At 60.0% G+C, this 21,895-nt stretch carries 20 protein-coding genes; 8 read left to right on the forward strand and 12 right to left on the reverse strand.

The window, feature by feature from the left end; translation table 11 throughout:
- Positions 1-5: 5 nt before the first annotated feature.
- Positions 6-812, reverse strand: coding sequence for a DUF72 domain-containing protein (locus CCGE525_RS10240; RefSeq protein ID WP_120704161.1), 807 nt, complete (start codon positions 810-812; stop codon positions 6-8).
- A gap of 29 nt (positions 813-841) precedes the next feature.
- Positions 842-3,763, reverse strand: coding sequence for an excinuclease ABC subunit UvrA (uvrA, locus tag CCGE525_RS10245; RefSeq protein ID WP_120704162.1), 2,922 nt, complete (start codon positions 3,761-3,763; stop codon positions 842-844).
- Positions 3,764-4,054: 291 nt separating this feature from the next.
- On the opposite strand from uvrA, the gene CCGE525_RS10250 reads away from it, so the two are divergent.
- Positions 4,055-4,615 (forward strand): single-stranded DNA-binding protein, encoded by a 561-nt coding sequence (locus tag CCGE525_RS10250; RefSeq protein WP_120704163.1) that lies wholly within the window; start codon positions 4,055-4,057, stop codon positions 4,613-4,615.
- A gap of 69 nt (positions 4,616-4,684) precedes the next feature.
- Here the strand turns inward: CCGE525_RS10250 and CCGE525_RS10255 are convergent, their stop codons facing one another.
- Positions 4,685-5,317, reverse strand: coding sequence for a MarC family protein (locus tag CCGE525_RS10255; RefSeq protein ID WP_120704164.1), 633 nt, complete (start codon positions 5,315-5,317; stop codon positions 4,685-4,687).
- A gap of 226 nt (positions 5,318-5,543) precedes the next feature.
- On the opposite strand from CCGE525_RS10255, the gene gyrA reads away from it, so the two are divergent.
- Entirely contained in the window at positions 5,544-8,345 is a 2,802-nt protein-coding gene (gyrA, locus tag CCGE525_RS10260; protein ID WP_120704165.1) for a DNA gyrase subunit A, read from the forward strand.
- 106 nt (positions 8,346-8,451) lie between these two features.
- Here the strand turns inward: gyrA and CCGE525_RS10265 are convergent, their stop codons facing one another.
- The 4 genes from CCGE525_RS10265 to CCGE525_RS10270 all read right to left on the reverse strand — a co-directional run bounded on the left by CCGE525_RS10265 (position 8,452) and on the right by CCGE525_RS10270 (position 10,214).
- Positions 8,452-9,342, reverse strand: a complete 891-nt coding sequence (locus CCGE525_RS10265; RefSeq protein WP_120706357.1) for an NAD-dependent epimerase/dehydratase family protein — start codon at positions 9,340-9,342, stop codon at positions 8,452-8,454.
- Positions 9,343-9,571: 229 nt separating this feature from the next.
- On the reverse strand, positions 9,572-9,706 hold the full coding sequence (locus CCGE525_RS39565) for a hypothetical protein (RefSeq protein WP_281024653.1): 135 nt from the start codon (positions 9,704-9,706) through the stop codon (positions 9,572-9,574).
- A 40-nt stretch (positions 9,707-9,746) separates the two neighbouring features.
- Entirely contained in the window at positions 9,747-9,905 is a 159-nt protein-coding gene (locus CCGE525_RS38265; RefSeq protein ID WP_162950149.1) for a hypothetical protein, read from the reverse strand.
- A 93-nt stretch (positions 9,906-9,998) separates the two neighbouring features.
- A complete protein-coding gene (locus tag CCGE525_RS10270; protein ID WP_120706358.1) occupies positions 9,999-10,214 on the reverse strand; it encodes a hypothetical protein in 216 nt (71 codons plus the stop codon).
- Positions 10,215-10,409: 195 nt separating this feature from the next.
- On the opposite strand from CCGE525_RS10270, the gene coaD reads away from it, so the two are divergent.
- The 6 genes from coaD to CCGE525_RS10300 all read left to right on the forward strand — a co-directional run bounded on the left by coaD (position 10,410) and on the right by CCGE525_RS10300 (position 15,446).
- On the forward strand, positions 10,410-10,913 hold the full coding sequence (gene coaD, locus CCGE525_RS10275) for a pantetheine-phosphate adenylyltransferase (RefSeq protein ID WP_120704166.1): 504 nt from the start codon (positions 10,410-10,412) through the stop codon (positions 10,911-10,913).
- Positions 10,914-10,950: 37 nt separating this feature from the next.
- Positions 10,951-11,523, forward strand: coding sequence for a peptidylprolyl isomerase (locus CCGE525_RS10280; RefSeq protein ID WP_120704167.1), 573 nt, complete (start codon positions 10,951-10,953; stop codon positions 11,521-11,523).
- Positions 11,524-11,552: 29 nt separating this feature from the next.
- Positions 11,553-12,062 carry a peptidylprolyl isomerase gene (locus CCGE525_RS10285; RefSeq protein WP_120704168.1) on the forward strand — a complete coding sequence of 170 codons (510 nt, stop codon included), beginning with the start codon at positions 11,553-11,555 and terminating at the stop codon, positions 12,060-12,062.
- Positions 12,063-12,135: 73 nt separating this feature from the next.
- On the forward strand, positions 12,136-13,221 hold the full coding sequence (gene queA / locus CCGE525_RS10290; protein ID WP_120704169.1) for a tRNA preQ1(34) S-adenosylmethionine ribosyltransferase-isomerase QueA: 1,086 nt from the start codon (positions 12,136-12,138) through the stop codon (positions 13,219-13,221).
- Between the two features lie 6 nt (positions 13,222-13,227).
- Positions 13,228-14,358, forward strand: coding sequence for a tRNA guanosine(34) transglycosylase Tgt (tgt, locus tag CCGE525_RS10295; RefSeq protein ID WP_120704170.1), 1,131 nt, complete (start codon positions 13,228-13,230; stop codon positions 14,356-14,358).
- A gap of 317 nt (positions 14,359-14,675) precedes the next feature.
- Positions 14,676-15,446 (forward strand): cell wall hydrolase, encoded by a 771-nt coding sequence (locus tag CCGE525_RS10300; RefSeq protein WP_120704171.1) that lies wholly within the window; start codon positions 14,676-14,678, stop codon positions 15,444-15,446.
- Positions 15,447-15,540: 94 nt separating this feature from the next.
- On the opposite strand, the gene CCGE525_RS10305 is transcribed toward CCGE525_RS10300, so the two are convergent.
- The 5 genes from CCGE525_RS10305 to CCGE525_RS10325 form a co-directional block, all read right to left on the reverse strand.
- A complete protein-coding gene (locus CCGE525_RS10305) occupies positions 15,541-15,963 on the reverse strand; it encodes a DUF4864 domain-containing protein (RefSeq protein WP_120704172.1) in 423 nt (140 codons plus the stop codon).
- Between the two features lie 100 nt (positions 15,964-16,063).
- Positions 16,064-17,329: a beta-ketoacyl-ACP synthase II gene (gene fabF / locus CCGE525_RS10310; protein ID WP_120704173.1), complete on the reverse strand. Its 1,266-nt coding sequence runs from the start codon at positions 17,327-17,329 to the stop codon at positions 16,064-16,066.
- A 21-nt stretch (positions 17,330-17,350) separates the two neighbouring features.
- Positions 17,351-17,857, reverse strand: a complete 507-nt coding sequence (locus CCGE525_RS10315) for a winged helix-turn-helix transcriptional regulator (protein WP_120706359.1) — start codon at positions 17,855-17,857, stop codon at positions 17,351-17,353.
- A gap of 219 nt (positions 17,858-18,076) precedes the next feature.
- Positions 18,077-19,978 carry an ABC transporter ATP-binding protein gene (locus CCGE525_RS10320; RefSeq protein WP_120704174.1) on the reverse strand — a complete coding sequence of 634 codons (1,902 nt, stop codon included), beginning with the start codon at positions 19,976-19,978 and terminating at the stop codon, positions 18,077-18,079.
- A gap of 2 nt (positions 19,979-19,980) precedes the next feature.
- A complete protein-coding gene (locus CCGE525_RS10325; protein WP_425375898.1) occupies positions 19,981-21,825 on the reverse strand; it encodes an ABC transporter ATP-binding protein in 1,845 nt (614 codons plus the stop codon).
- Positions 21,826-21,895 lie beyond the last annotated feature (70 nt).

The following is a 21,895-nucleotide window of genomic DNA, read 5'->3' on the forward strand; positions in this document are numbered from 1 at the left end:
AACCGCTATTTCACCACTTCTTCCTGCAACGCGATCGCGCCATGCGGCGCATTGACCTTGCCCTCGTGGATCATGAAGGCAAAGACGTCGCGTGGCTCAGCCTTGACCTTGCGAACTCCATCGATCAGCGGCAGATCATCAGGTATCCCGCCCTCGGCCCACGTTTCCAACCGCTTCGCCCAGGCCTTCAAGTCCTTCGGCGCGTAACAGGTCTTTATGTCGTCAGAACCCTTCTGTAGGCGGGCATAGACGAAATCGGCGGTGACATCGGCGATCATCGGATATTCAAAGTGTTCGGCGCAAACCGGCGCGACATTGTATTTGGCGAGCAGAGCAATGAATTCCGGCACCTTGAACGAGTCATGCCTGACCTCGACGACGTGCTTGAGCGCCAAGCCGTCCTGTTTGCTCGGCAGCAATTTCAGGAATGCCTCGAAATCATCCGGATCGAACTTCTTGGTCGGAGCGAATTGCCAGAGTAGCGGCCCGAGATGGGCGCCCAGTTCGCTGATACCGGAGTCGAGGAAGCGTTGCATCGATTCGCCGGCTTCGGAGAGCACACGCCGGTTGGTGACGAAACGCGTCGCCTTGAGCGAGAAGATGAAACCATCAGGCACATCGGCCGCCCATTTGGCAAAAACCTCCGGCTTCTGCGTGCTGTAATAGGTGCCGTTGACCTCGATCACCCTCAGCTTGCGGCTGGCGAAATTGAGCTCGTCCTTCTGCTTCAGCGTGTCGGGATAAAATGTCCCGCGCCAAGGCTCAAAGGTCCAGCCGCCGATACCGGTTCGGATCGTGCCTGCAGTGGTCATTCTCTCCTCCATTGATCGGCTAGGTTAGCTCACTCTGCGGCAACCACCTTCTTCATCGGCCGCCGCTCCAGCAGTTCCTTCAGAAACTGACCGGTATAGGACCGCTTCTCCTTGACGATCGCTTCAGGTGTGCCGACCGCAACGATCTCCCCGCCGCCATCGCCGCCTTCGGGACCGAAGTCGAGGATCCAGTCGGCGGTCTTGATGACCTCGAGATTATGCTCGATAACAACAACCGAATTGCCCTGATTGACCAGCTCGTGCAGCATTTCCAGGAGTTTAGCGACGTCGTGGAAATGCAGGCCGGTGGTTGGTTCGTCAAGGATATAAAGGGTGCGGCCCGTCGATCGCTTCGATAGTTCCTTGGCTAGCTTGACGCGCTGCGCCTCGCCACCCGAAAGCGTATTAGCCTGTTGGCCGACCTTGATATAGCCGAGACCGACATCTTTCAGCGACTGCAGTTTGTCGCGCACGGCTGGAACGGCCGCGAAGAAATCGACGCCCTCTTCGACTGTCATGTCGAGCACATCGGCGATCGACTTGGTCTTGAAGGTGACGTCCAGAGTTTCTCTGTTGTAGCGCTTGCCGTGGCAGACGTCACAGGTGACGTAAACGTCAGGCAAGAAGTGCATTTCGATCTTGATGACGCCATCGCCCTGGCAGGCTTCGCAGCGGCCGCCCTTGACGTTGAAGGAGAAGCGACCGGGCTGATAGCCACGCGCCTTGGCCTCCGGCAGACCGGCGAACCAGTCGCGGATCGGCGTGAAGGCGCCGGTATAAGTTGCCGGGTTCGATCGCGGCGTGCGGCCGATCGGCGACTGGTCGATGTCTATCACCTTGTCGATATGTTCGAAGCCGTCGATGCGATCATGATCGGCCGGGATTTCGCGCGCGCCCATGACGCGGCGGGCGGCAGACTTGTAGAGCGTCTCGATCAGGAACGTGGACTTGCCGCCGCCGGAAACGCCGGTGACCGCGGTGAAGACGCCGAGTGGGATCGAGGCCGTGACGTTCTTAAGGTTATTGCCTCTTGCGCCGATAACCTTGATCTCCTTGCCCTTCTTGACCTTGCGGCGCTCGTCGGGAACGGGAACGCCAAGCTCGCCGGAGAGATATTTGCCGGTCAGCGACTTCGGATTGGCCATGACGTCCCGCGGCGTGCCATGTGCCACGATCTCGCCGCCATGGACACCGGCGGCCGGACCGATATCGACGACATCATCCGCCGTCAGGATCGCATCCTCGTCGTGTTCGACGACGATCACCGTGTTGCCGATGTCGCGCAGATGTTTCAGCGTTTCCAGCAGACGGGCATTGTCGCGCTGATGCAGACCGATCGACGGTTCGTCCAGCACATAGAGCACGCCCGTCAGGCCCGAGCCGATCTGCGAGGCAAGGCGAATGCGCTGGCTTTCGCCGCCGGACAACGTACCGGAATTGCGCGACAGGCTTAGATATTCGAGGCCGACATCGTTGAGGAAACGCAGGCGGTCGCGGATCTCCTTGAGGATACGCACGGCGATCTCGTTCTGCTTGTCGGTGAACGTCGCAGGCAGTCCTTCGAACCAGTCGCGGGCAACGCGGATCGACATTTCTGCGGTCTGGCTGATATGCAGCTTGTTGATCTTTACCGCCAGCGCTTCCGGCTTCAGGCGATAGCCATTGCAGGCCGGGCAGGGGGCTGCCGACATGAAACGCTCGATTTCCTCGCGCGCCCAGGCGGAATCCGTTTCTTTCCAGCGGCGTTCGAGGTTCGGCACAATGCCCTCGAAATTCTTATGCGTCGTGTAGGACCGGGCGCCGTCGGCGTAATGAAACTCAATCTTGTCCTCGGTGCCGTTCAGGATGACGTCTTTCGCCGTATTGGACAACTCGCTCCAGCGGCTGCCAAGCTTGAAACCGTAATGCTTGCCGAGCGCTTCCAGCGTCTGATTGTAATAAGGCGAGGTCGACTTGGCCCAGGGCGCAATGGCGCCGTCGCGCAGCGTGCGCTCCGGCTCCGGCACAATCAGGGCGGGATCGATCTTTTGCAGCGAACCCAGCCCGTCGCAGGAAGGGCAGGCGCCGAAGGGATTGTTGAACGAAAACAGCCGCGGCTCGATCTCAGGAATGGTGAAACCGGAAACCGGGCAGGCGAACTTTTCCGAAAACAGCACGCGCTCATGCGTCTCGTTCAACGACTTGTTGGCCGAGCCGCCGGCCGCGGTTTCTTCCGGCGGCAACGGTTTGTCGGCGAATTCCGCGATGGCGAGGCCGTCGGCAAGGCGCAACGACGTTTCGAAGCTGTCCGCCAGACGCGCTGAGACGTCGGGCCTGATGACGATACGGTCGACTACCACGTCGATATCGTGTTTGTACTTCTTGTCGAGCGCCGGGACATCGGCGATCTCGTAAAACTGGCCGTCGACCTTGACGCGCTGGAAGCCCTTCTTCATGAGCTCCGCCAGTTCCTTCTTGTACTCGCCCTTGCGGCCGCGCACGAGCGGCGCCAGGATATAAAGCCTGGTGCCTTCGCCGAAGGCGAGCACGCGGTCGACCATCTGGCTGACCGTCTGGCTCTCGATCGGCAGGCCGGTGGCCGGCGAATAGGGCACCCCGACGCGGGCGAATAGAAGACGCATATAGTCGTAGATTTCAGTGACCGTGCCGACCGTCGAGCGCGGGTTGCGCGACGTGGTCTTCTGCTCGATCGAAATCGCTGGCGACAGGCCGTCGATCTGATCGACGTCCGGCTTCTGCATCATTTCCAGGAATTGCCGCGCATAGGCCGACAGGCTCTCGACGTAGCGGCGCTGTCCCTCGGCATAGATCGTGTCGAAGGCGAGCGAGGACTTGCCGGAGCCTGAAAGGCCCGTCATGACGATCAGCTTGTTGCGCGGAAGATCGAGATCGATCCCCTTGAGATTGTGCTCGCGCGCGCCACGTATGGAAATAGTCTTCAGTTCATTCATCGTCGTCTGCTGGTCCCTTGGTGTCTGCCCTTATTTAGTGATGCCCGCCCGTGAGTCGAGGCTGAAATGAAGGACAACGCCGGGTTTTCGATTCGGTTGACAGGATCATAGAGGTGAATTAGAACAAAGAAAGAACAAATTTGCCTCTGGGTCAAGGTCGCATGCTGTATAATGTCTGTGGATGACCGCGGCATATGGTGCCGCTTAAATAGCGCCTGATGGCGGCAATGGTCTAAGGTGCGTGGATAGAATTTCAGAGCCGTCGATAGGCGGCAAGCAGGGTAGGTAATCATGGCCGGTAGTGTGAACAAGGTAATTCTGGTTGGAAATCTCGGGGCGGACCCGGAAATCCGCCGCACGCAGGACGGCCGTCCGATCGCCAACCTCAACATCGCGACGTCGGAAACCTGGCGCGACCGCAATTCCGGCGAGCGCCGGGAAAAGACGGAGTGGCACCGCGTGGTGATCTTCAACGAAGGTCTCTGCAAGGTCGCCGAGCAGTATCTGAAGAAGGGCGCCAAGGTCTATATCGAGGGCGCTCTCCAGACGCGCAAATGGCAGGATCAGAACGGCCAGGATCGTTATTCGACCGAGGTCGTACTGCAGGGCTTCAATTCGACGCTGACCATGCTGGACGGCCGTGGCGAAGGCGGCGGCGCTGTCGAAGGCGGCCGCGGTGGACGCGGAGGCGGTGACTTTGGCGGTGGTTACGGCGGCGACTATGGCGGTGATGACTATGGTCAGCCTTCGTCGCAATCCTCTGGCCGCAGCGCCGGCGGTAATCGTGGCGGTGCCGCAAGCAGCAGCGGCGGCAATTTCTCGCGTGACCTGGACGACGATATCCCGTTCTGATCGCGCGGCTTTGATCTGTAGGTCATACCGGATTGAATTGAATGGCCCGCCTTTCCCGGCGGGCTTATTTTATGCGAGCTTGAGTGCCGCTTTCGCCCCATCCACGACGAATTGGGCGGCGAGCGCGGCGAGGATGACGCCGAGCAGGCGTGTCAGGATGGCGCGGCCGGTTGATCCCAGCATGCGATCGAGCCTGTCCGAGACGGCCAAAGCTGCGAAGACCAGTCCGAGATTGACGGCGATAACGAGGATCAATTGGGCTCGGTCAAACGTGGTCTGCAGCGAACCGGCCAGCAGGATGGTTGCCGAAATGGCGCCCGGTCCCGCGATCAGCGGCAAAGCCAAGGGAAATACCGCGATATTCTGGATATGATCCTTGGTGATTGCGACTTCCGTCGTCTTTTCCTTCCTATCCTGCCGTCTCTCGAACACCATCTCGAAGGCGATCCAGAAGAGCAGCAGGCCGCCGGCGATGCGGAAGGCGCCGATGGAAATGCCGAGAATGCCGAGCACGCTGGCACCGAACAAGGCAAAGGCCGCCAGGATGAAGAATGCAATCAGCGAACCACGCAATGCCACCTGGTGGCGTTGAGCTCGGTTCATGCCGGTTGTAAGGCCGATGAAGAGCGGAGCAAGACCTGGCGGATCGACGGTAACGAGCAGCGTTGTGAAGGCATTGATCAGCGTGTCCGCGCTCGCCATATGATCCCCGGCACTTGTTTCTAATTTGTTGTTGGTCCATTGATATGCGAGGAATGTGGTTTCGCAAAGCGCAATGCGGCGCTACTGAGACCTTCTGCCACGGAAATGTTCGATTTGGCGGGTTAAGAGGGCAAAAGCCTGTTCAAAAGCACCGGTCAAAATTGGCGCTGACTGGGCCTTTCGGCTATAAATTCCGCAGTGATTCTAAAAGAGATCGTGATCTGTTTTGACTGAGCAAACACCACCCGGCGGCGGGAAGCTCCCGCCAGGCATCGAGCCAATTTCCATCATGGAGGAAATGCAGCGGTCGTATCTCGATTACGCCATGAGCGTGATCGTCAGCCGCGCGCTTCCCGATGTTCGCGATGGTCTCAAGCCCGTCCATCGGCGCATCCTGTATGGCATGTCGGAACTCGGGATCGATTGGAACAAGAAATATGTGAAATGCGCCCGCGTCACCGGTGACGTGATGGGTAAATATCACCCGCACGGCAATCTGGCGATTTATGACGCGCTCGCCCGCATGGCGCAGCCTTGGTCGCTTCGGCTGCCTCTGATCGACGGCCAGGGCAATTTTGGTTCAGTGGACGGCGATCCGCCGGCGGCCGAACGTTATACGGAATGCCGCCTGCAGAAAGTGGCGCATTCGCTGCTCGACGACCTCGACAAGGAAACCGTCGATTTCCGCGAGAACTATGACGGCACGTTGAGCGAACCCGTCGTGGTGCCGGCAAAGTTCCCGAACCTGCTGGTCAACGGTTCCGGCGGTATCGCCGTCGGCATGGCGACCAATATTCCGCCGCATAACCTGTCTGAGGTGATCGACGGCTGCATCGCGCTGATCGACAATCCGGCGATCGAACTGCCGGAGATCATGCAGATCATCCCGGGTCCGGATTTTCCGACCGGCGCCAAGATCCTCGGCCGTGCCGGCATCCGCTCGGCCTACGAGACCGGACGCGGCTCCATCGTCATGCGCGGCGTCGCAGCGATCGAACCGATGCGCGGCGACCGCGAGCAGATCATCATCACCGAGATCCCCTATCAGGTGAATAAGGCGTCGATGATCGAGAAGATGGCCGAGCTCGTGCGCGAAAAGCGCGTCGAAGGCATCTCCGACCTGCGCGACGAATCCGACCGCCAGGGCTACCGCGTGGTGATCGAGCTGAAGCGCGATGCTAATGCCGAAGTCATCCTCAATCAGCTTTATCGCTATACCCCGCTGCAGACCTCTTTCGGCGCCAACGTGGTCGCGCTGAACGGCGGCAAGCCGGAGCAGCTGACCCTGCTCGACATGCTGAGAGCCTTCGTGTCCTTCCGCGAAGACGTGGTCAGCCGCCGCACCAAATATCTGTTGCGCAAGGCGCGCGAGCGCGCCCACGTCTTGGTCGGCCTGGCGATTGCGGTCGCCAATATCGATGAAGTGATCCGCGTCATCCGGCGGGCACCCGACCCGCAATCGGCGCGCGAAGAACTGATGACCCGCCGCTGGCCTGCGGAGGACGTCGAATCCCTTATCCGGCTAATCGACGATCCGCGCCATCGCATTAACGACGACGGAACCTATAATCTCTCGGAAGAACAGGCGCGCGCCATTCTCGAGCTGCGTCTCGCCCGTTTGACCGCACTTGGCCGCGACGAAATCGGCGACGAACTCAACAAGATCGGAGCCGAGATCAAGGACTATCTCGAGATCCTGTCATCGCGCGTCCGTATCCAAGCCATTGTAAAAGAAGAGCTTATTGCCGTGCGCGATGAGTTCGGCACGCCGCGCCGGACCGAAATCGTCGACGGTGGCCTGGAGATGGACGACGAGGATCTGATCGCCCGCGAGGATATGGTCGTTACCGTTTCGCATCTCGGCTATATCAAGCGAGTGCCTTTAACCACCTATCGCGCCCAACGCCGCGGTGGCAAGGGTCGCTCCGGAATGACGACGCGTGACGAGGATTTCGTTACCCGGCTATTCGTTCTGAATACCCATACGCCGGTTCTGTTCTTCTCGTCGCATGGCATCGTCTACAAGGAGAAGGTCTGGCGCCTGCCGATCGGCACGCCGCAGTCGCGCGGCAAGGCGCTGATCAACATGCTGCCGCTGGAGCCCGGCGAGCGCATTACCACGATCATGCCGTTGCCCGAGGACGAGGCCACCTGGGACAATCTCGACGTCATGTTCTCCACGACGCGTGGCACCGTGCGCCGCAACAAGCTGTCGGACTTCGTTCAGGTCAACCGTAATGGCAAGATCGCCATGAAGCTGGAGGAAGAGGGCGACGAAATCCTCTCCGTGGAGACCTGCACCGAACATGACGACGTCCTTCTGACGACGGCGCTAGGTCAGTGCATCCGCTTCCCGGTTTCGGACGTGCGCGTTTTTGCCGGCCGCAATTCCATCGGCGTACGCGGCATTACGCTGGCCTCTGGCGACAGCATCATCTCGATGACCATCGTCAATCACGTCGATGCCGAACCCTGGGAACGCGCCGCCTATCTCAAGCGCGCCGCAAGTGACCGCCGCTCGACCACGGGCGAGGACGAGGAAATTGCGCTGGTGGGCGAGGAAGTCACCGAGGAGGGACAGCTTAGCGATGAACGCTATGAAGAGCTGAAGGCGCTGGAACAATTCGTGCTGACGGTCTCGGAAAAGGGCTTCGGCAAGCGTTCGTCCTCCTACGATTTCCGTATCTCCGGCCGCGGCGGCAAGGGTATCCGCGCCACCGATACCTCGAAGACCAGCGAGATCGGCGAGCTTGTGGCTGCCTTCCCGGTCGAAGACGGCGATCAGCTCATGCTGGTATCGGACGGCGGTCAGCTGATCCGCGTTCCGGTCGGCGGAATCCGCATTGCCAGCCGCGCCACCAAGGGCGTCACCATCTTCTCGACCGCCAAGGATGAAAAAGTCGTTTCGGTCGAGCGCATCAGCGAGCCGGACGGCGATGATGAGGCGGGCGACGATGGCGCCGAGGACGACGCTTCGAACGGTAATGCCGAAATCTCGAATAGTGACGAAGGCGCGACCGAAGAATAAGGTTCGTGTCGCTCAACATGTGAAAATAGAGACCGGGTGGCTTGGCTGCCCGGTTTTTCGTTGATGGCACCGTTTTTCGATGTGCCGCCGCCGCATAAAAACCGGGCTATTCCGATTGTTTATTGGTTTGGGAAAAGGGCGGAAGAACTTCCAGGCTTCCTCGCTGCAATTGCGCGAAAACCTCATCGTAGCCGAAGCGAAAGTGCCATCCGAGGACAGTGCCTGCAGATTTCGATGCGTAGACGCGATCGATGTTTTGCGGCAAAGGCCAGCTTCGCTGTGCGAATTTGGCGGCAAGCCCAGGCGCGCGCAATTTGATGACGGCGGCCACATCGACGGCGAGCGCCTCGCAATCTTCCGCTTTGAACAGCGTGCCGGCGGAGATGATATGCCGTTGAAAATGATCGCCGCCGTTCGTCAGCGCCGCGGCATGTGCATCCGCGACATCTCGGATGTCGACGCCGCGATGCAGCCGATAAGCAGCCATCACATTTGCTGGTTCTGGAAAGCTGCGAGACATGCGCAAAACGCGCACGTGCAGATCCGGACCGGCCATATCCTCCAGTATCCGCTCGGCTTCCAGTTTCGTGCGATGATAGATGCTTCTTGGTTGTGGTACGGTGTCTTCGTCGACCCATGTGCAGCGGCCCGGAAGAACCGCGTGGCCGTAAAGCGCCGTCGTGCTGGTAAACACCAAGCGCTTCACGCCAGCGGCCAAGGACGCCTCGGCCAGTAGACGTGTTCCTTCGACATTGACTCGATAAAACTCGCCATCGGGGACCGTTCCGACATGCGGCGCGTGCGGAGCCGCGCAATGGACGATCGCATCCGCACCCGTCAGTGCTCCGCGCAACAGCACTGCATCCGCAAAATCTCCGAGGAGATGCGTTGTCGAAAAGGGCGAGCGATCGATCCCTGCAACCGCGTGATTTGTCGCCAAGGCGTTGAAGATCGCACGGCCAAGGCGCCCAGAGCTGCCTGTAAGGACTATGCGCATGTCGATCCCCCTGTGAAACTGGATAGCCATAGCACGATTGACGCGATTGCCATGCTCTTCGATGCAATACCAGCACCCTGCCGTAATGGCGACGGGGAGCAGAGGTCAGTGGCTCAAGCGTCACGGCATATAAAAAAACCGGACGCTTGGGGGAGCGTCCGGTTCGAATTAACCCGAGCGATTGGAGGGCCGCGCTCGGGATGGGGGAGGTATCGGAAAACCTTGTCGTTCAGAGCGCTCTATGGCGCTTGTTCAGCTTCTTGCTCTCCTCGCTTTCGCGATAGAGCGCCGAGATAGTGGACGCGACGGACACAACGAACATGATGCTGATGAAGAGCGTAAGCAGCGTTAGTATCGTGAACATGATCGCTCCCTTCCTCTCGTGGAACTAGCGTTCAGGCCCCTTAATATTGGCTTGTGGTAACGAAGGGACGAGCCGAAGCAAAGGGGCCGTAGATCTTCGACTGGTCAGGCTTTTGATCGTAAAGAGCGATTGTCGCTGCAAGCATTCCCGAAATCATCGTCATCCAAACAACGTTAATAAGGGTGATCTTGTCGGGCATACTCAGTTTCCTTCTTACCGCAATGAGCAAATCTAAGGTTCGGGCTTTAACGCGGCGGCCGGTGAATGGTTCCGCCTGATGTTGAGGCTCTATTTACCAACGTCCGTCTGAAGCGACTTTGAATGCCTTGTTCATCTGGCGTTCAGATTCGCGATGCGTTTTGCGCATGGCGATGGCGATTTCTTGAGCAGAATTGGTGTTGTCAGCCTGGTGCATCCATTCTATTTCGTAATTGTCCGCGAAAAGATGAACGAGGTATTCGACGAAGAAAGAGCCGATAATGGCGACTGCAACCGCGAGGACCAGCATGGCCTGATATTCCTTGAGCCGATGAGCCGATGGAACCGGCCCGTTTCGATGTTGATGCGAATAAAACATTGCTGATCTGAAACAGGGTTGAACGCCGCATTCATCTGCTGTTCAGAGGCGGGCGAGGGGTTGTAAATGACTTGCGATACCAGCCTATCCGTGACAAAAGGCGTCGAAACAATGGGCCGGCCTGGTATGACGATAGCCTTTTATCCCGGATCCTTCGATCCGATGACCAATGGACATCTGGACGTCCTTGTGCAGGCGCTGAATATCGCCTCCAAGGTTATCGTCGCCATCGGCATCCATCCCGGCAAGATACCGCTTTTCTCCTTCGAAGAACGAGCGGAACTGATTACCCGGTCGCTCGCCGATGCACTGCCGCAGAAGGCGGGCGATATTTCCGTCGTCGCCTTCGACAATCTGGTCGTCGATGCGGCGCGCAAGCACGGCGCGAGCGTCTTGGTGCGGGGTCTGCGCGACGGCACCGATCTTGACTATGAAATGCAGATGGCCGGCATGAACCGTCAGATGGCGCCTGACATTCAGACCTTGTTTCTGCCTGCTGGCACGGCATCGCGGCCTATAACCGCCACATTGGTGCGGCAGATCGCATCCATGGGCGGCGACGTCAGCGCCTTCGTGCCATCAGCGGTTCTTGAAGCCCTGACAAACAAGTTGAAAAATTCGGCCAAATAGAAGACCGGCCGACATTTATTTTCCGAACGGAGCACCCATGAAACTCTTTCATCTCGCATTGGCAGGCTTTCTCAGCCTTGCCGCCTTCGCAGGTAGCGCCTTCTCGGCAGCGGCCGATGAATTTCTGACGATCCAGCTCAAGGATGGCCCGGTCGTCATTCAGCTCATGCCCGACGTTGCCCCGAAGCACGTCGCGCAGATCGAAGCGCTAGCGAAGAAGGGTGCATACGACAATGTTGCCTTCCACCGCGTCATCGATGGCTTCATGGCCCAGACCGGCGACGTGAAGTTCGGCAACATGACCAAGGGCTTCGACCCCCAGAAGGCCGGCACCGGCGGCTCCGATCTGCCCGATCTTCCGGCCGAGTTCTCTAAGGTTCCTTTCACGCGTGGCACGGTCGGCATGGCGCGCGCCCAGGATCCGAACTCCGCCAATTCGCAGTTTTTCATCATGTTCGCTGACGGCGATTTCCTGAACGGCCAATATACGGTCGTCGGCAAGGTCGTCTCCGGTATGGAATTCGTCGACAAGATCAAGCGCGGCGAAGGCCAGAACGGCGAAGTGAAGAGCCCCGACCGGATGATCAAGGTCACGGTCGGCAAGAAGTAAGATTCGAGAAGAGAAAAGAGGAAACGAAAATGGCTGAGATCAAGGATCCCGAAAACACCCTCATCCTGGAAACCACCAAGGGTCAGGTTGTCATTCAGTTGCTGCCGCAGGTCGCTCCGGAGCATGTTGCCCGCATCAAGGAACTTGCCCGCGAGAAGGCCTATGACGGCGTCGTTTTCCACCGCGTCATCGACGGGTTCATGGCCCAGACGGGCGACGTTCAGTACGGCAAGCAGGGCGGCGAGAGCTTCAATCCCGGCCGTGCCGGCATGGGCGGTTCTTCCAAGCCGGACCTGAAGGCTGAATTTTCCGCAACGTCGCACATCCGTGGCACCTGCTCGATGGCCCGCTCGCAGAACCCGAACTCGGCCAACTCGCAGTTCTTCATTTGCTTTGCCGATGCGCCGTGGCTGAACAAGCAGTATTCGGTCTGGGGTCAGGTAATCGACGGCATGGACAATGTCGACAAGATCAAGCGTGGCGAGCCGGTGCGTGATCCGGACTCGATCGTTTCCGTGCGGGTTGCCGCCGACGTCTGATCGTGATTATTCCTGAAGCCCGCCTCTCGCGCCTTGGCGTGGGGGCGGGTTTCGCTTTGTTGAGATTGCCAGAATGCGCGTTGACCTTTTCGATTTCGACCTGCCGGACGAGCGCATTGCGCTGAGGCCCGCCGAGCCGCGCGACAGCGCACGCCTGCTCGTCGTCGATCCGAATAACTCGGAGGCGACTCTGCGTGATTATCGCGTCCGTGATCTGCCGTCTTTCTTGCGCCCGGGCGATGCTGTTGTCTTCAACGATACGAAGGTCATCCCGGCTCAGTTGGAAGGCATTCGTCATCGCGAAGGTGCGCCCGGCCAGCAGGTATCGGCGACGCTGCACATGCGCGCTGCGCCCGACCGCTGGAAGGCTTTCGCCAAGCCGGGTAAGCGCATCAAGATCGGCGATCGCATCCAGTTCGGCCATGGTGAAAATGTCTGCATCCTTGGTGCGCTAGATGCGGTGGTAGAGGAGAAGGGCGAGGGCGGAGAGATAACGCTGCGCTTCGATCTCTCCGGTCCGGCTCTGGATGAGGCTATTGCCGCCGTCGGCCATATCCCGCTGCCGCCCTATATCGCTGCCAAGCGCCCTGAGGATGAGCGCGACCGTGCCGACTACCAGACGATTTACGCCCGCGAAGAGGGGGCCGTCGCTGCGCCGACCGCGGGGCTGCATTTCACCCCGTCACTGTTTGCCGCGCTTGATGCCATGGATGTCGAGCGGCATTTCGTAACGCTGCATGTCGGCGCCGGCACCTTTTTGCCAGTGAAGGCTGATGACACCGAAGACCACAAGATGCATTTCGAAATCGGCTATGTCGACGCGATGACGGCGACGAAGCTGAACACGGTGAAGGCGAGGGGCGGTCGCATCGTCTGCGTCGGCACGACCTCGCTGCGGCTGATCGAAAGTGCCGCCGGCAACGATGGAACGATCAAGCCCTGGTCGGGCGCGACCGGCATCTTCATCACGCCGGGCTATCGCTTCAAGGCGGTGGATCTTTTGATGACCAATTTCCACTTGCCGCGTTCGACGCTGTTCATGCTGGTATCGGCCTTTGCCGGTCTTGATACCATGCGCGCGGCCTATACCCATGCTGTTGAGACGGGCTATCGCTTTTATTCCTATGGCGACGGCAGCCTGCTCTACCGGAAAGACTAAGACGAGATGAGCGAGAGCTTTCAATTCCAGTTGAAGAAGACCGATGGCGGCGCCCGTCTCGGCGAAGTATCCATGCCGCGCGGCACGATCCGTACGCCGGCCTTCATGCCGGTTGGTACCGTCGGTACCGTCAAGGCCATGTATCTCGATCAGGTGCGCGAGACCGGCGCCGATATCATCCTTGGCAATACCTATCATCTGATGTTGCGCCCGACCGCGGAACGCGTCGCCCGTCTCGGCGGTCTGCACGAGCTGATCCGCTGGCGGCACCCGATCCTGACTGACTCCGGCGGCTTCCAGGTCATGTCGCTTTCCGGCCTGCGCAAGCTCGACGAGAAAGGTGTCACCTTCAAGTCGCATGTCGATGGCAGCACGCATCATATGTCGCCGGAGCGTTCGATCGAGATTCAGGGCCTCCTCGGTTCCGACATCCAGATGCAGCTCGACGAATGCGTGGCGCTGCCAGCGACGCCAAAGGAGATCGAGCGCGCCATGGAGCTGTCGCTGCGCTGGGCCGAGCGCTGCAAAGTTGCGTTCGGTGACCAGCCGGGCAAGGCGATGTTCGGCATCGTACAGGGCGGCGATGTGCAGGAACTGCGTGTCCGTTCGGCGCAAGCTTTGAAGCAGATGGACTTGAAAGGCTATGCCGTCGGCGGCCTTGCCGTCGGCGAGCCGCAGGATGTGATGCTGCGCATGCTGGAGCTCACCCTGCCTGAACTGCCGGCCGACAAGCCGCGTTATCTGATGGGCGTCGGCACGCCGGACGATATTCTGAAATCCGTCGCCCGCGGTATCGATATGTTCGACTGCGTCATGCCGACGCGCTCTGGCCGCCACGGTCTGGCGTTTACCCGCCGCGGCAAGGTCAATATCCGCAATGCCCGCCACGCCGAGGACATGCGCCCGCTCGACGATCAGTCGACTTGCCCGGCCTCGCGCGACTATTCCCGCGCCTACCTGCACCATCTCGTCCGTGCCAACGAGGCGCTCGGCGGCATGCTGCTCTCCTGGCACAATCTTGCCTACTACCAGGAACTGATGCAGGGCATCCGTCAGGCGATCGCGGAAGGCCGCTTCGCCGATTTCATGGCCGAGACGCAGGAGAATTGGGCAAGGGGCGATCTGGAGCCGGCGTGAAAACCCGGCTGACGCTCAGACTGTGCCGCCGAGCGACTCGATTCCGATGTCGAAACAACGGCTTTCTTCCCATTGCGGCTTACTCCTGAGGCATTTCGCCGAAACCTATTTCGGACTGGCCGACAACCCTGTCAGTCGGCGATTTGCGATGCAAACCGAGGTCGGCAAACGGTTCGGACGCGGTGCTCTCAGCCACTGATAAGGTCCATTTGTCATATTTTTGGTCCTTTACGTTTGAAATTCCTGCGAACTTCGGCTACAGAAAGCGTTCGACTTTATCGTTAAGGGCTCACTAATAAAATAGGAGGCACCTGCCGTTGAGGGCGCAACGCGCATTGGGGACCTGTCTTTCCGGACTATTGTTTGTCGGACTGGCGGCCACGGGCTGTACGACGGTGGCGAAAGCACCCTTGGCCAGCAACAACTCTTCCAAGTCCATTCGACCGGCGAAGGTAACTTACAACTATACCGCAAAAGATCGCGATTGTTTGAAGCGAGCGATGTATTTCGAGTCCGAGCACTCGGACCATGATGGATACATGGCAGTGGGATCAGTCGTCATGAACAGGCTCACCTCTGGCGCCTATTCCTCGTCGATCTGTGGCGTCGTCGCGCAAAAAAGGCAATTTGCGCCGGGCGTGATGACGAGGACGGTCAGCGACCTGGCGGAACCCGATCTCGACCAAGCGGCATCGGAGGTTCTCGATGGAGAACGGCATCCGGACGTCAAGGACGCGATGTTCTTCCACACCGAAGGCCTGAAGTTCCCTTACAATAACATGCACTATGTTGCCGTGGCGGGCGGAAACGCCTTCTATGAGAAACGCGGGCTGGACGGAGCGCTTGAAACGCCGGCGCCGCTCCCGGGGTACGAAGTTGCAATGAACTACGTGCCTGTGAACTCGGTCACAACAGCGCCATCTCCGATTTTGTTGCCAACTGCTGACCAGATTCCCATTCCGATGCCGGATCCGACCACGACTGCAAGCATCAGCGCAACGCCAACGTCTGCCATAGCCGTTCCGGCACCTCGGCCTGCGTTTGATGGGGTGGTTCAGCGCGTCAGTTTCGGCAGGGCGGGCGGCTAAAACTCGTCCAAGCGTGATGGACATTTTGATCGGAGTTATCGGACGCAAAGCAGCCGTTCGGACAGCATCTGTAACGGAGGCGAGGGAAGTTCGATCAGATTCCCTCGCTCGTCGTATTCGGCAGGATCTGCACGCCATTGATCTTGTAGTTACCATCCGGCTGACGTGTGATTTCATAGATCGCCGTCCAGTCCTTGTCGTCCCTGCCGGTGATCAGCACTTCCTGATAGACGACGGCACCGTTGTCGATGGCGCGGCTCTTGCCGAAGGCGTAGTTGCCGGGGTGGTATACCGGTTGATAGCTCTTCTTGACCATGGCGAAGAAGGTGTCCTTGTCGGGAAAAAGCGCTTTGATGCCGGGCGCTGCGAAGGAGTATGCGGTGGCGGCATCATCGTGCAGGAAAGCTTCGATCTGTTCCTGAATCAGCGTCTGTGCCGACTGGACAGGATCTTCCGCGCGTGCGGTCGGCGCGAAGGCGAGGGTGATGCCGAGGGCGGCGAGAGATAAAGCGCGCATGCCAGTGATCTCCGGCAATATCGTGGAGAGCATAGCGCGCTTTATGATTTTGCAGAAGGGACGACGGGCGGGCCGTCCGGATCAGCCTTTCTAAGCCCGGCTATTGCCAGCGGCGGAACAGAGCGCTGGCATTCACGCCGCCAAAACCGAAACCGTTGGAGATGGCATATTCCATTGCCATCGGCCGGGCAGTCGCGCCGACAATATCGATACCCTCGGCGGCCGAGTCCGCCTCCTGCAAATTGCGGGTTGGAGGCGCAATCTGATCGCGCAGCGCCATGATCGTGAAGACCGCTTCTAGGCCGCCGGCGGCACCCAGGAGATGGCCCGTCGCCGCTTTAGTACCACTGACGGCGATACCGCCGTCGCGGCCGAACACGGTCTTGATCGCCTCGATCTCGCCCCGATCGCCGACCGGGGTGGAAGTAGCGTGCGCATTGAGGTGTTTGACTTCGTGAGGCGAAATGCGGGCCTGGGAAAGAGCCGCCAGCATCGCCCGGCGCGCACCATCACCGTCCTCGGGGCTTGCGGTCATGTGATAGGCGTCGGCAGCGGTGCCGTAGCCGACGAGTTCGGCAAGCGGAGTGGCACCGCGGGCAAGAGCGTGGTCCAGCGTCTCGATCACCAGCATGCCGGCGCCTTCGCCCATGACGAAACCATCGCGGCCGGCGTCGAAGGGGCGGGAGGCTTCTTCCGGCCGATTACTGAAGCCGGTGGAAAGCGCACGCGCCGCCGCAAATCCGCCGAGGCTGACCTTATCGATACAGGCCTCCGCGCCACCGCAGATCGCCACGTCGGCTTCGCCGGCACGGATGAGCCGCGCCGCATCGCCGATCGCCTGGACACTGGCCGCGCAGGCCGTCACAGGCGCACCGAGCGGGCCTTTGTAGCCATAGCGGATGCTGACCTGGCCAGCCGCCAGATTGACGAGGAAGGAGGGGACAGTGAAGGGCGACAGCCGCCGCACGCCGCGCGTCTCGGCCGTGCGCACAGCATCGGCGATCGCCGGAAAACCGCCGATACCGGAGGCGATGACCGTGGCTGTGCGCTCAAGCTCTTCGAGATTGGTCGGTTGCCAACCGGCTTGTTTGATCGCTTCTTCGGCAGCCGCCATCGCGAAGAGGATGAAGCGATCCATCTTCTTCTGGTCTTTGACCGGCACGTAGCGATCGACATCGAAACCGGCCTCGCTGTCCTCTTCGAGGCTTGGCACGACGCCACCAACCTTCGCTGCGAGATCGCCGACCATCTCTTCAGGCAGGAGCCTGAGGCCAGAGCGGCCCTCGACCAGCCGCTTCCAGGCGGTTGCGACGCCGACGCCCAGTGGTGAAACCAGGCCCATGCCCGTTACGACGATGCGATCCATAATGGGATACTCCTATCTCTATCAGGCGTCGAAGCCCAAGAACCATGCCTTCATCTGCGCTATCCGTTCATGGACGGCCTCATCCGCAGCCGGCCCGGGTGCCAGAATCGTATCTTCAGGGTGAAAAGCGCGGCCCGTTACGCGGTCAATGAGCAGGGGATCGCGATCCTCGCCGGTCGCCGCGTCGGCAAGCCGCATCGAGATTTCCTCCGGCGGCATATGCCGGTTACCCCAGGTAAATAGCGCCATGAGAACGGGGAAGAAATCGCGTCCCTTGTCGGTCAGCACATATTCGTAGCGCGGCGGCCGCTCGCTGTATAGGCGTCGCTCGAACAGGCCTTCGTCCGTCAAATGCCTCAGCCGCCGCGTCAGGATATTCGGAGCAACACCGAGATTCTTCTGGAACTCATCGAAGCGTGTCAGTCCCTGGAGCGCATCGCGCAGGATCAGAATGCTCCACCAGTCCCCGACGCTTTCGAGCGCACGGGCGGCGGGACATTTGAAAGTGCTGAAGCTTGTTCTCTGCATGGCCGAGGCGAATAGCACGAGTAACTATCATCATGCAAGTCACCGATGGTGCGGAGCGACAGCCACCTCGGTGCTTCGAGGGCTTGCCGCTTCGCGTCAAGGCACCTCAGCATGAGGTGGGGAGGCAGAACGATGCGGGAGAATAGCCCTTATGGTGAGGCGCGGAAGGCCGAAGGGCTGGAGCCTCGAGCCAAGGGGGCGGATGGCATAATCCCAGGCTTACGTATGCGACTCCGCTGGCACCGAAGAGGTCACTTCGTCCTCGGGAATATCGTCGAAGGAGGCATAGTTGAGGTTATAGAGCTTCGAATAGAGCTTGCCATTGGCCATGAGCTGATTGTGGTTGCCGCTTTCGATCAACTGGCCGTTCTGAAGAACGATGATGCGGTCGGCCTCACGAATGGTGGCAAGGCGGTGTGCAATCACAAGGCCGGTGCGGCCCTCGAGCAGCTTCACCAACGCCTTCTGGATTAGCATTTCGGTATAGCTGTCGATATTCGCGGTTGCCTCGTCGAGCACGAGTATCTTCGCATCGGCGACAAGCGCGCGGGCGAAGCTGACGAGTTGGCGCTGGCCGAGCGACAGACCGCCGCCACGTTCGCCAAGCATGGTGTCGTAGCCATCGGCAAGCCGCATGATGAACTCATGTGCGCCGACCGCCTGCGCAGCTTCGATAATCTCCTCGCGGGTCGCCTCGGCCTTGTTGTAGCGAATGTTCTCCAAAACCGTGCCGGTGAACAGGAAAGGTTCCTGCAGCACCATGGCAATCTGCCGGCCAAGCGAATCCTGGGTGAGGGAGCGCACATCGTGACCGCCGACCAGCACCTGGCCCTGCTGCACGTCGTAGAAGCGATGGATCAGCGCCATGGAGCTCGACTTGCCCGAGCCGGTCGGCCCGATCAGCGCCACGGTCTCGCCGGGATTGACCTTGAAGCTGACATTCTTCAGCACCGGATGTTTCGGATTGTAGCCGAAAACGACATCGCGGAATTCGACCGAGCCGTCCATATCTGACGACAGCACCTTGGCATCGGGCGCATCTTTGATGTCGACCGGCACGTCGAGCACGTCCGTCAGCCGCTGGCCGGAGGCCATGGCGCGCTGCATGACGGAATATTGCATGGTGAGCGAGCGGATCGGGTCGAAGAAACGCTGAATGTAGAACAGGAAGGCGACCATGACGCCGACGTCGAGCTTGTGGTTCAGCACCATCGAACCGCCAACGATAATGACGATGGCCATGGCCATGCCCGTTAGCGTATCGACGATCGGCACCATCACCTGCGCGTACCTCGCGGCGGTCAGATGTGCCTTGAGATTGGTATATGCCTTGTCGTCGAAAAGGCCGAAATTGACGCTTTGCCGGTGCATGCCTTGAACGGCGCGCACGCCATGGATCGCCTCGGCCAAGGCGCCGTTGGTGACGGAGTTGGTCTCATGCGCGTTCATGAAGGCGACACGCGCCTTCGGCAGCCAGAACAGGCGGACGATGAAGAGGATCGGCATGACCGATAGTGTCAGCAGGCCGAGCCGGAAATCGAGCGACAGCAAGACGACGACGATACCGAAGAGCAGGGCGATATCACCGACGGAAAGCACGGATGTTTCAAGGAATTCCTGCATGGAGTTGACGTCGCCCTGAAGGCGCGACATCAGCCTGCCGACTTCGGTCTTGTCCATGAAGGAGAGCGACACCCGTTGCAGATGCGCGAACATCGCCCGGCGGATATCGAAGAGCACTTCTTCCGCGACCTGGCCGACAGCCGTCTCCTGCACGTAGCTTGCGGCATAGTTGACGAGAATCGCCGCAGCAAAGATCGCCAAGGCCAGCCAAAGTGCTGAATAGTTGATCGCACCAGGCGCCATCGCATGGTCGATCGCATAGCGGATGACGAGCGGTATGACGATCTGCGACCCCGTGAAGAGAAGCACGGCCCCGACCGCGATGTAGATCTGGCGGCGATAGGGACTGATGAAGGACCAGATGCGGCGGATGATCTTGCCATCGAAGACCTTGCCGAAGATCTCTTCCTCAACGCGATGCGAGCCGACCACGGCACGGGGAGGGCGCCGTCCATCCTCGCGCACATCGTTGCGCTCGGTTTCAGTGGTTTCCGACATTGTCAGGCCTCCCTTTTCGCTGCTGAGACCTTGTCGTCAGGCACCTTCGAGACATCGTCATCCGGGCGAACCTGCAGGTCGTACAGCGCCTTATACCGCCCTCCAGCGGCAAGGAGCTGCTCATGGGTTCCGCGCTCGACGATCTCGCCGTCTTCGATGAACAGGATCCGGTCGGCGTGCATGAGCGAACTCAGCCGGTGGGCGACAATGAGGGTCACCCGGTCGCGGGCAAAACGCTTCATGGCGCTGCGGATGCGTTGCTCGGTGGCTGCGTCGATCGCAGCGGTGGAATCGTCGAACACCATCACCGCCGGCTTCAGCATGAGCGTACGCGCGATCGTCAAGCGCTGACGCTGCCCACCGGAAAGCGACACGCCGCGTTCGCCAACGACCGTGGTATAGCCGGCCGGCAGGCCGAGAATATAGTTGTGCAGTTGGGCGGATTCGGCGGCCCGCTCGATGCGCTGCTCCTTCGCCCAGGGATCGCCATAGGCGATATTGTTTTCGATGCTGGTGGTGAACAGGAAGGAATCCTGCTGCACGACGGCAACGGATTCGCGCAGCGACTGCAGCGTCGCTTTGCGGATGTCCTGGCCGTCGATCGTGATGCGGCCGGATGTAACATCGTAGAAGCGCGGAATCAGATGCGCGATGGTAGATTTGCCGCTGCCGGGCGGACCGACGATGCCGATCGTTTCGCCGCGCCGCGCCTCGAAGCTGATGTTCCTGAGGATGGGGCGTTTTTCCGGGCCGGGATAGGCAAAGCCGACATTTTCGAAGCGCAGAACGCCGTCCGTGACGGCAAGCGGCTTGGCGTCCGGTGCATCCTTGATGGCAATGTCGAGATCAAGCAGGGCAAACAGCCGCGAGCCGCAGGTCGATGCGCGGGCAAAAGCGTTGACCATCAGGCCGAGCTGGCGCACCGGCATCTGCAGTATGGTCATGAAGGTCAGGAACGAGGCGAGAGTGCCGACGCTGATCTCGCCCGCAATCACCTTGTTGCCGCCGACCCAGAGCACGAGGCCCATGGCCGCGAAGAAGGAGAAGTTCATGGCGCTGGTGTTGACGACGCGGATACCGACGCGCTTGTGGGCGAGGGTAAGCGCATTGTGGGACGCCCTGTCGAACTTCATCAGTTCGTGGGCTTGCGCCGCGAAGGCGCGCACGACACGAATGCCTCCGAGATTTTCTTCCATCACGCGCGTCAGCACCGAGAGCCGTTCCTGCAGGTCGAGCCAGGTCGCACGCAATCTGAGCTGCGTCACTGAAGAGCGCCAGGCAACGAAGGGCACGAAGCTCAGCGCCAAAAGCCCGAGCAGGACATCGGTTGACAGCAGCATATAGGCCCCGACGCCGATCAGCATGGTGAGCAGCACCATGCGCACCAGCGCCGTTGAAAAATACATGCGCACGCCCTCGAGATCGAGCAGGCCGACGGTGATGAGATCGCCGGAATGCACGGTGTCGTGGAAGCTGAAGGAGAGCTGCTGGATCTTTTCGTAGCAGGCGAGCCGCAATTCGTAGCCCATATGATGCCCGACGGCTTCGCTGTAATAGTTCTGCACCATCGTGAAAAGGCCGCGCATGATACTGACGACGAGCAGGAGCAGGGCGGTCGTCAAAAGCGCATTTTCAGCGATCTGGCCGGCTGCGCCGCCAGCAACCGCCGTTTGTGTTTGGTCCACCGCACGGCCGAGCAGGCGCGGGATCAGCAGCTGCAGTGTTGCCGCAACGAATGTCGAGCCGATCGCAAAGCTGGTTTGCCAGGGGTGCCGCAGCGTCATATGCGTGATCCGCACGATGGTGGAGAGACCCCGACCCCAGCCGGCCGCACTAACATGCGCCAACGAAGCCAATGGCTTCGCCGCGCTTCTTGATGAATCGCTGCTCACGCTTTTATCCAGGCATTTTCGAACG

This window comes from Rhizobium jaguaris (assembly GCF_003627755.1).
GTDB classification, from domain to species: domain Bacteria; phylum Pseudomonadota; class Alphaproteobacteria; order Rhizobiales; family Rhizobiaceae; genus Rhizobium; species Rhizobium jaguaris.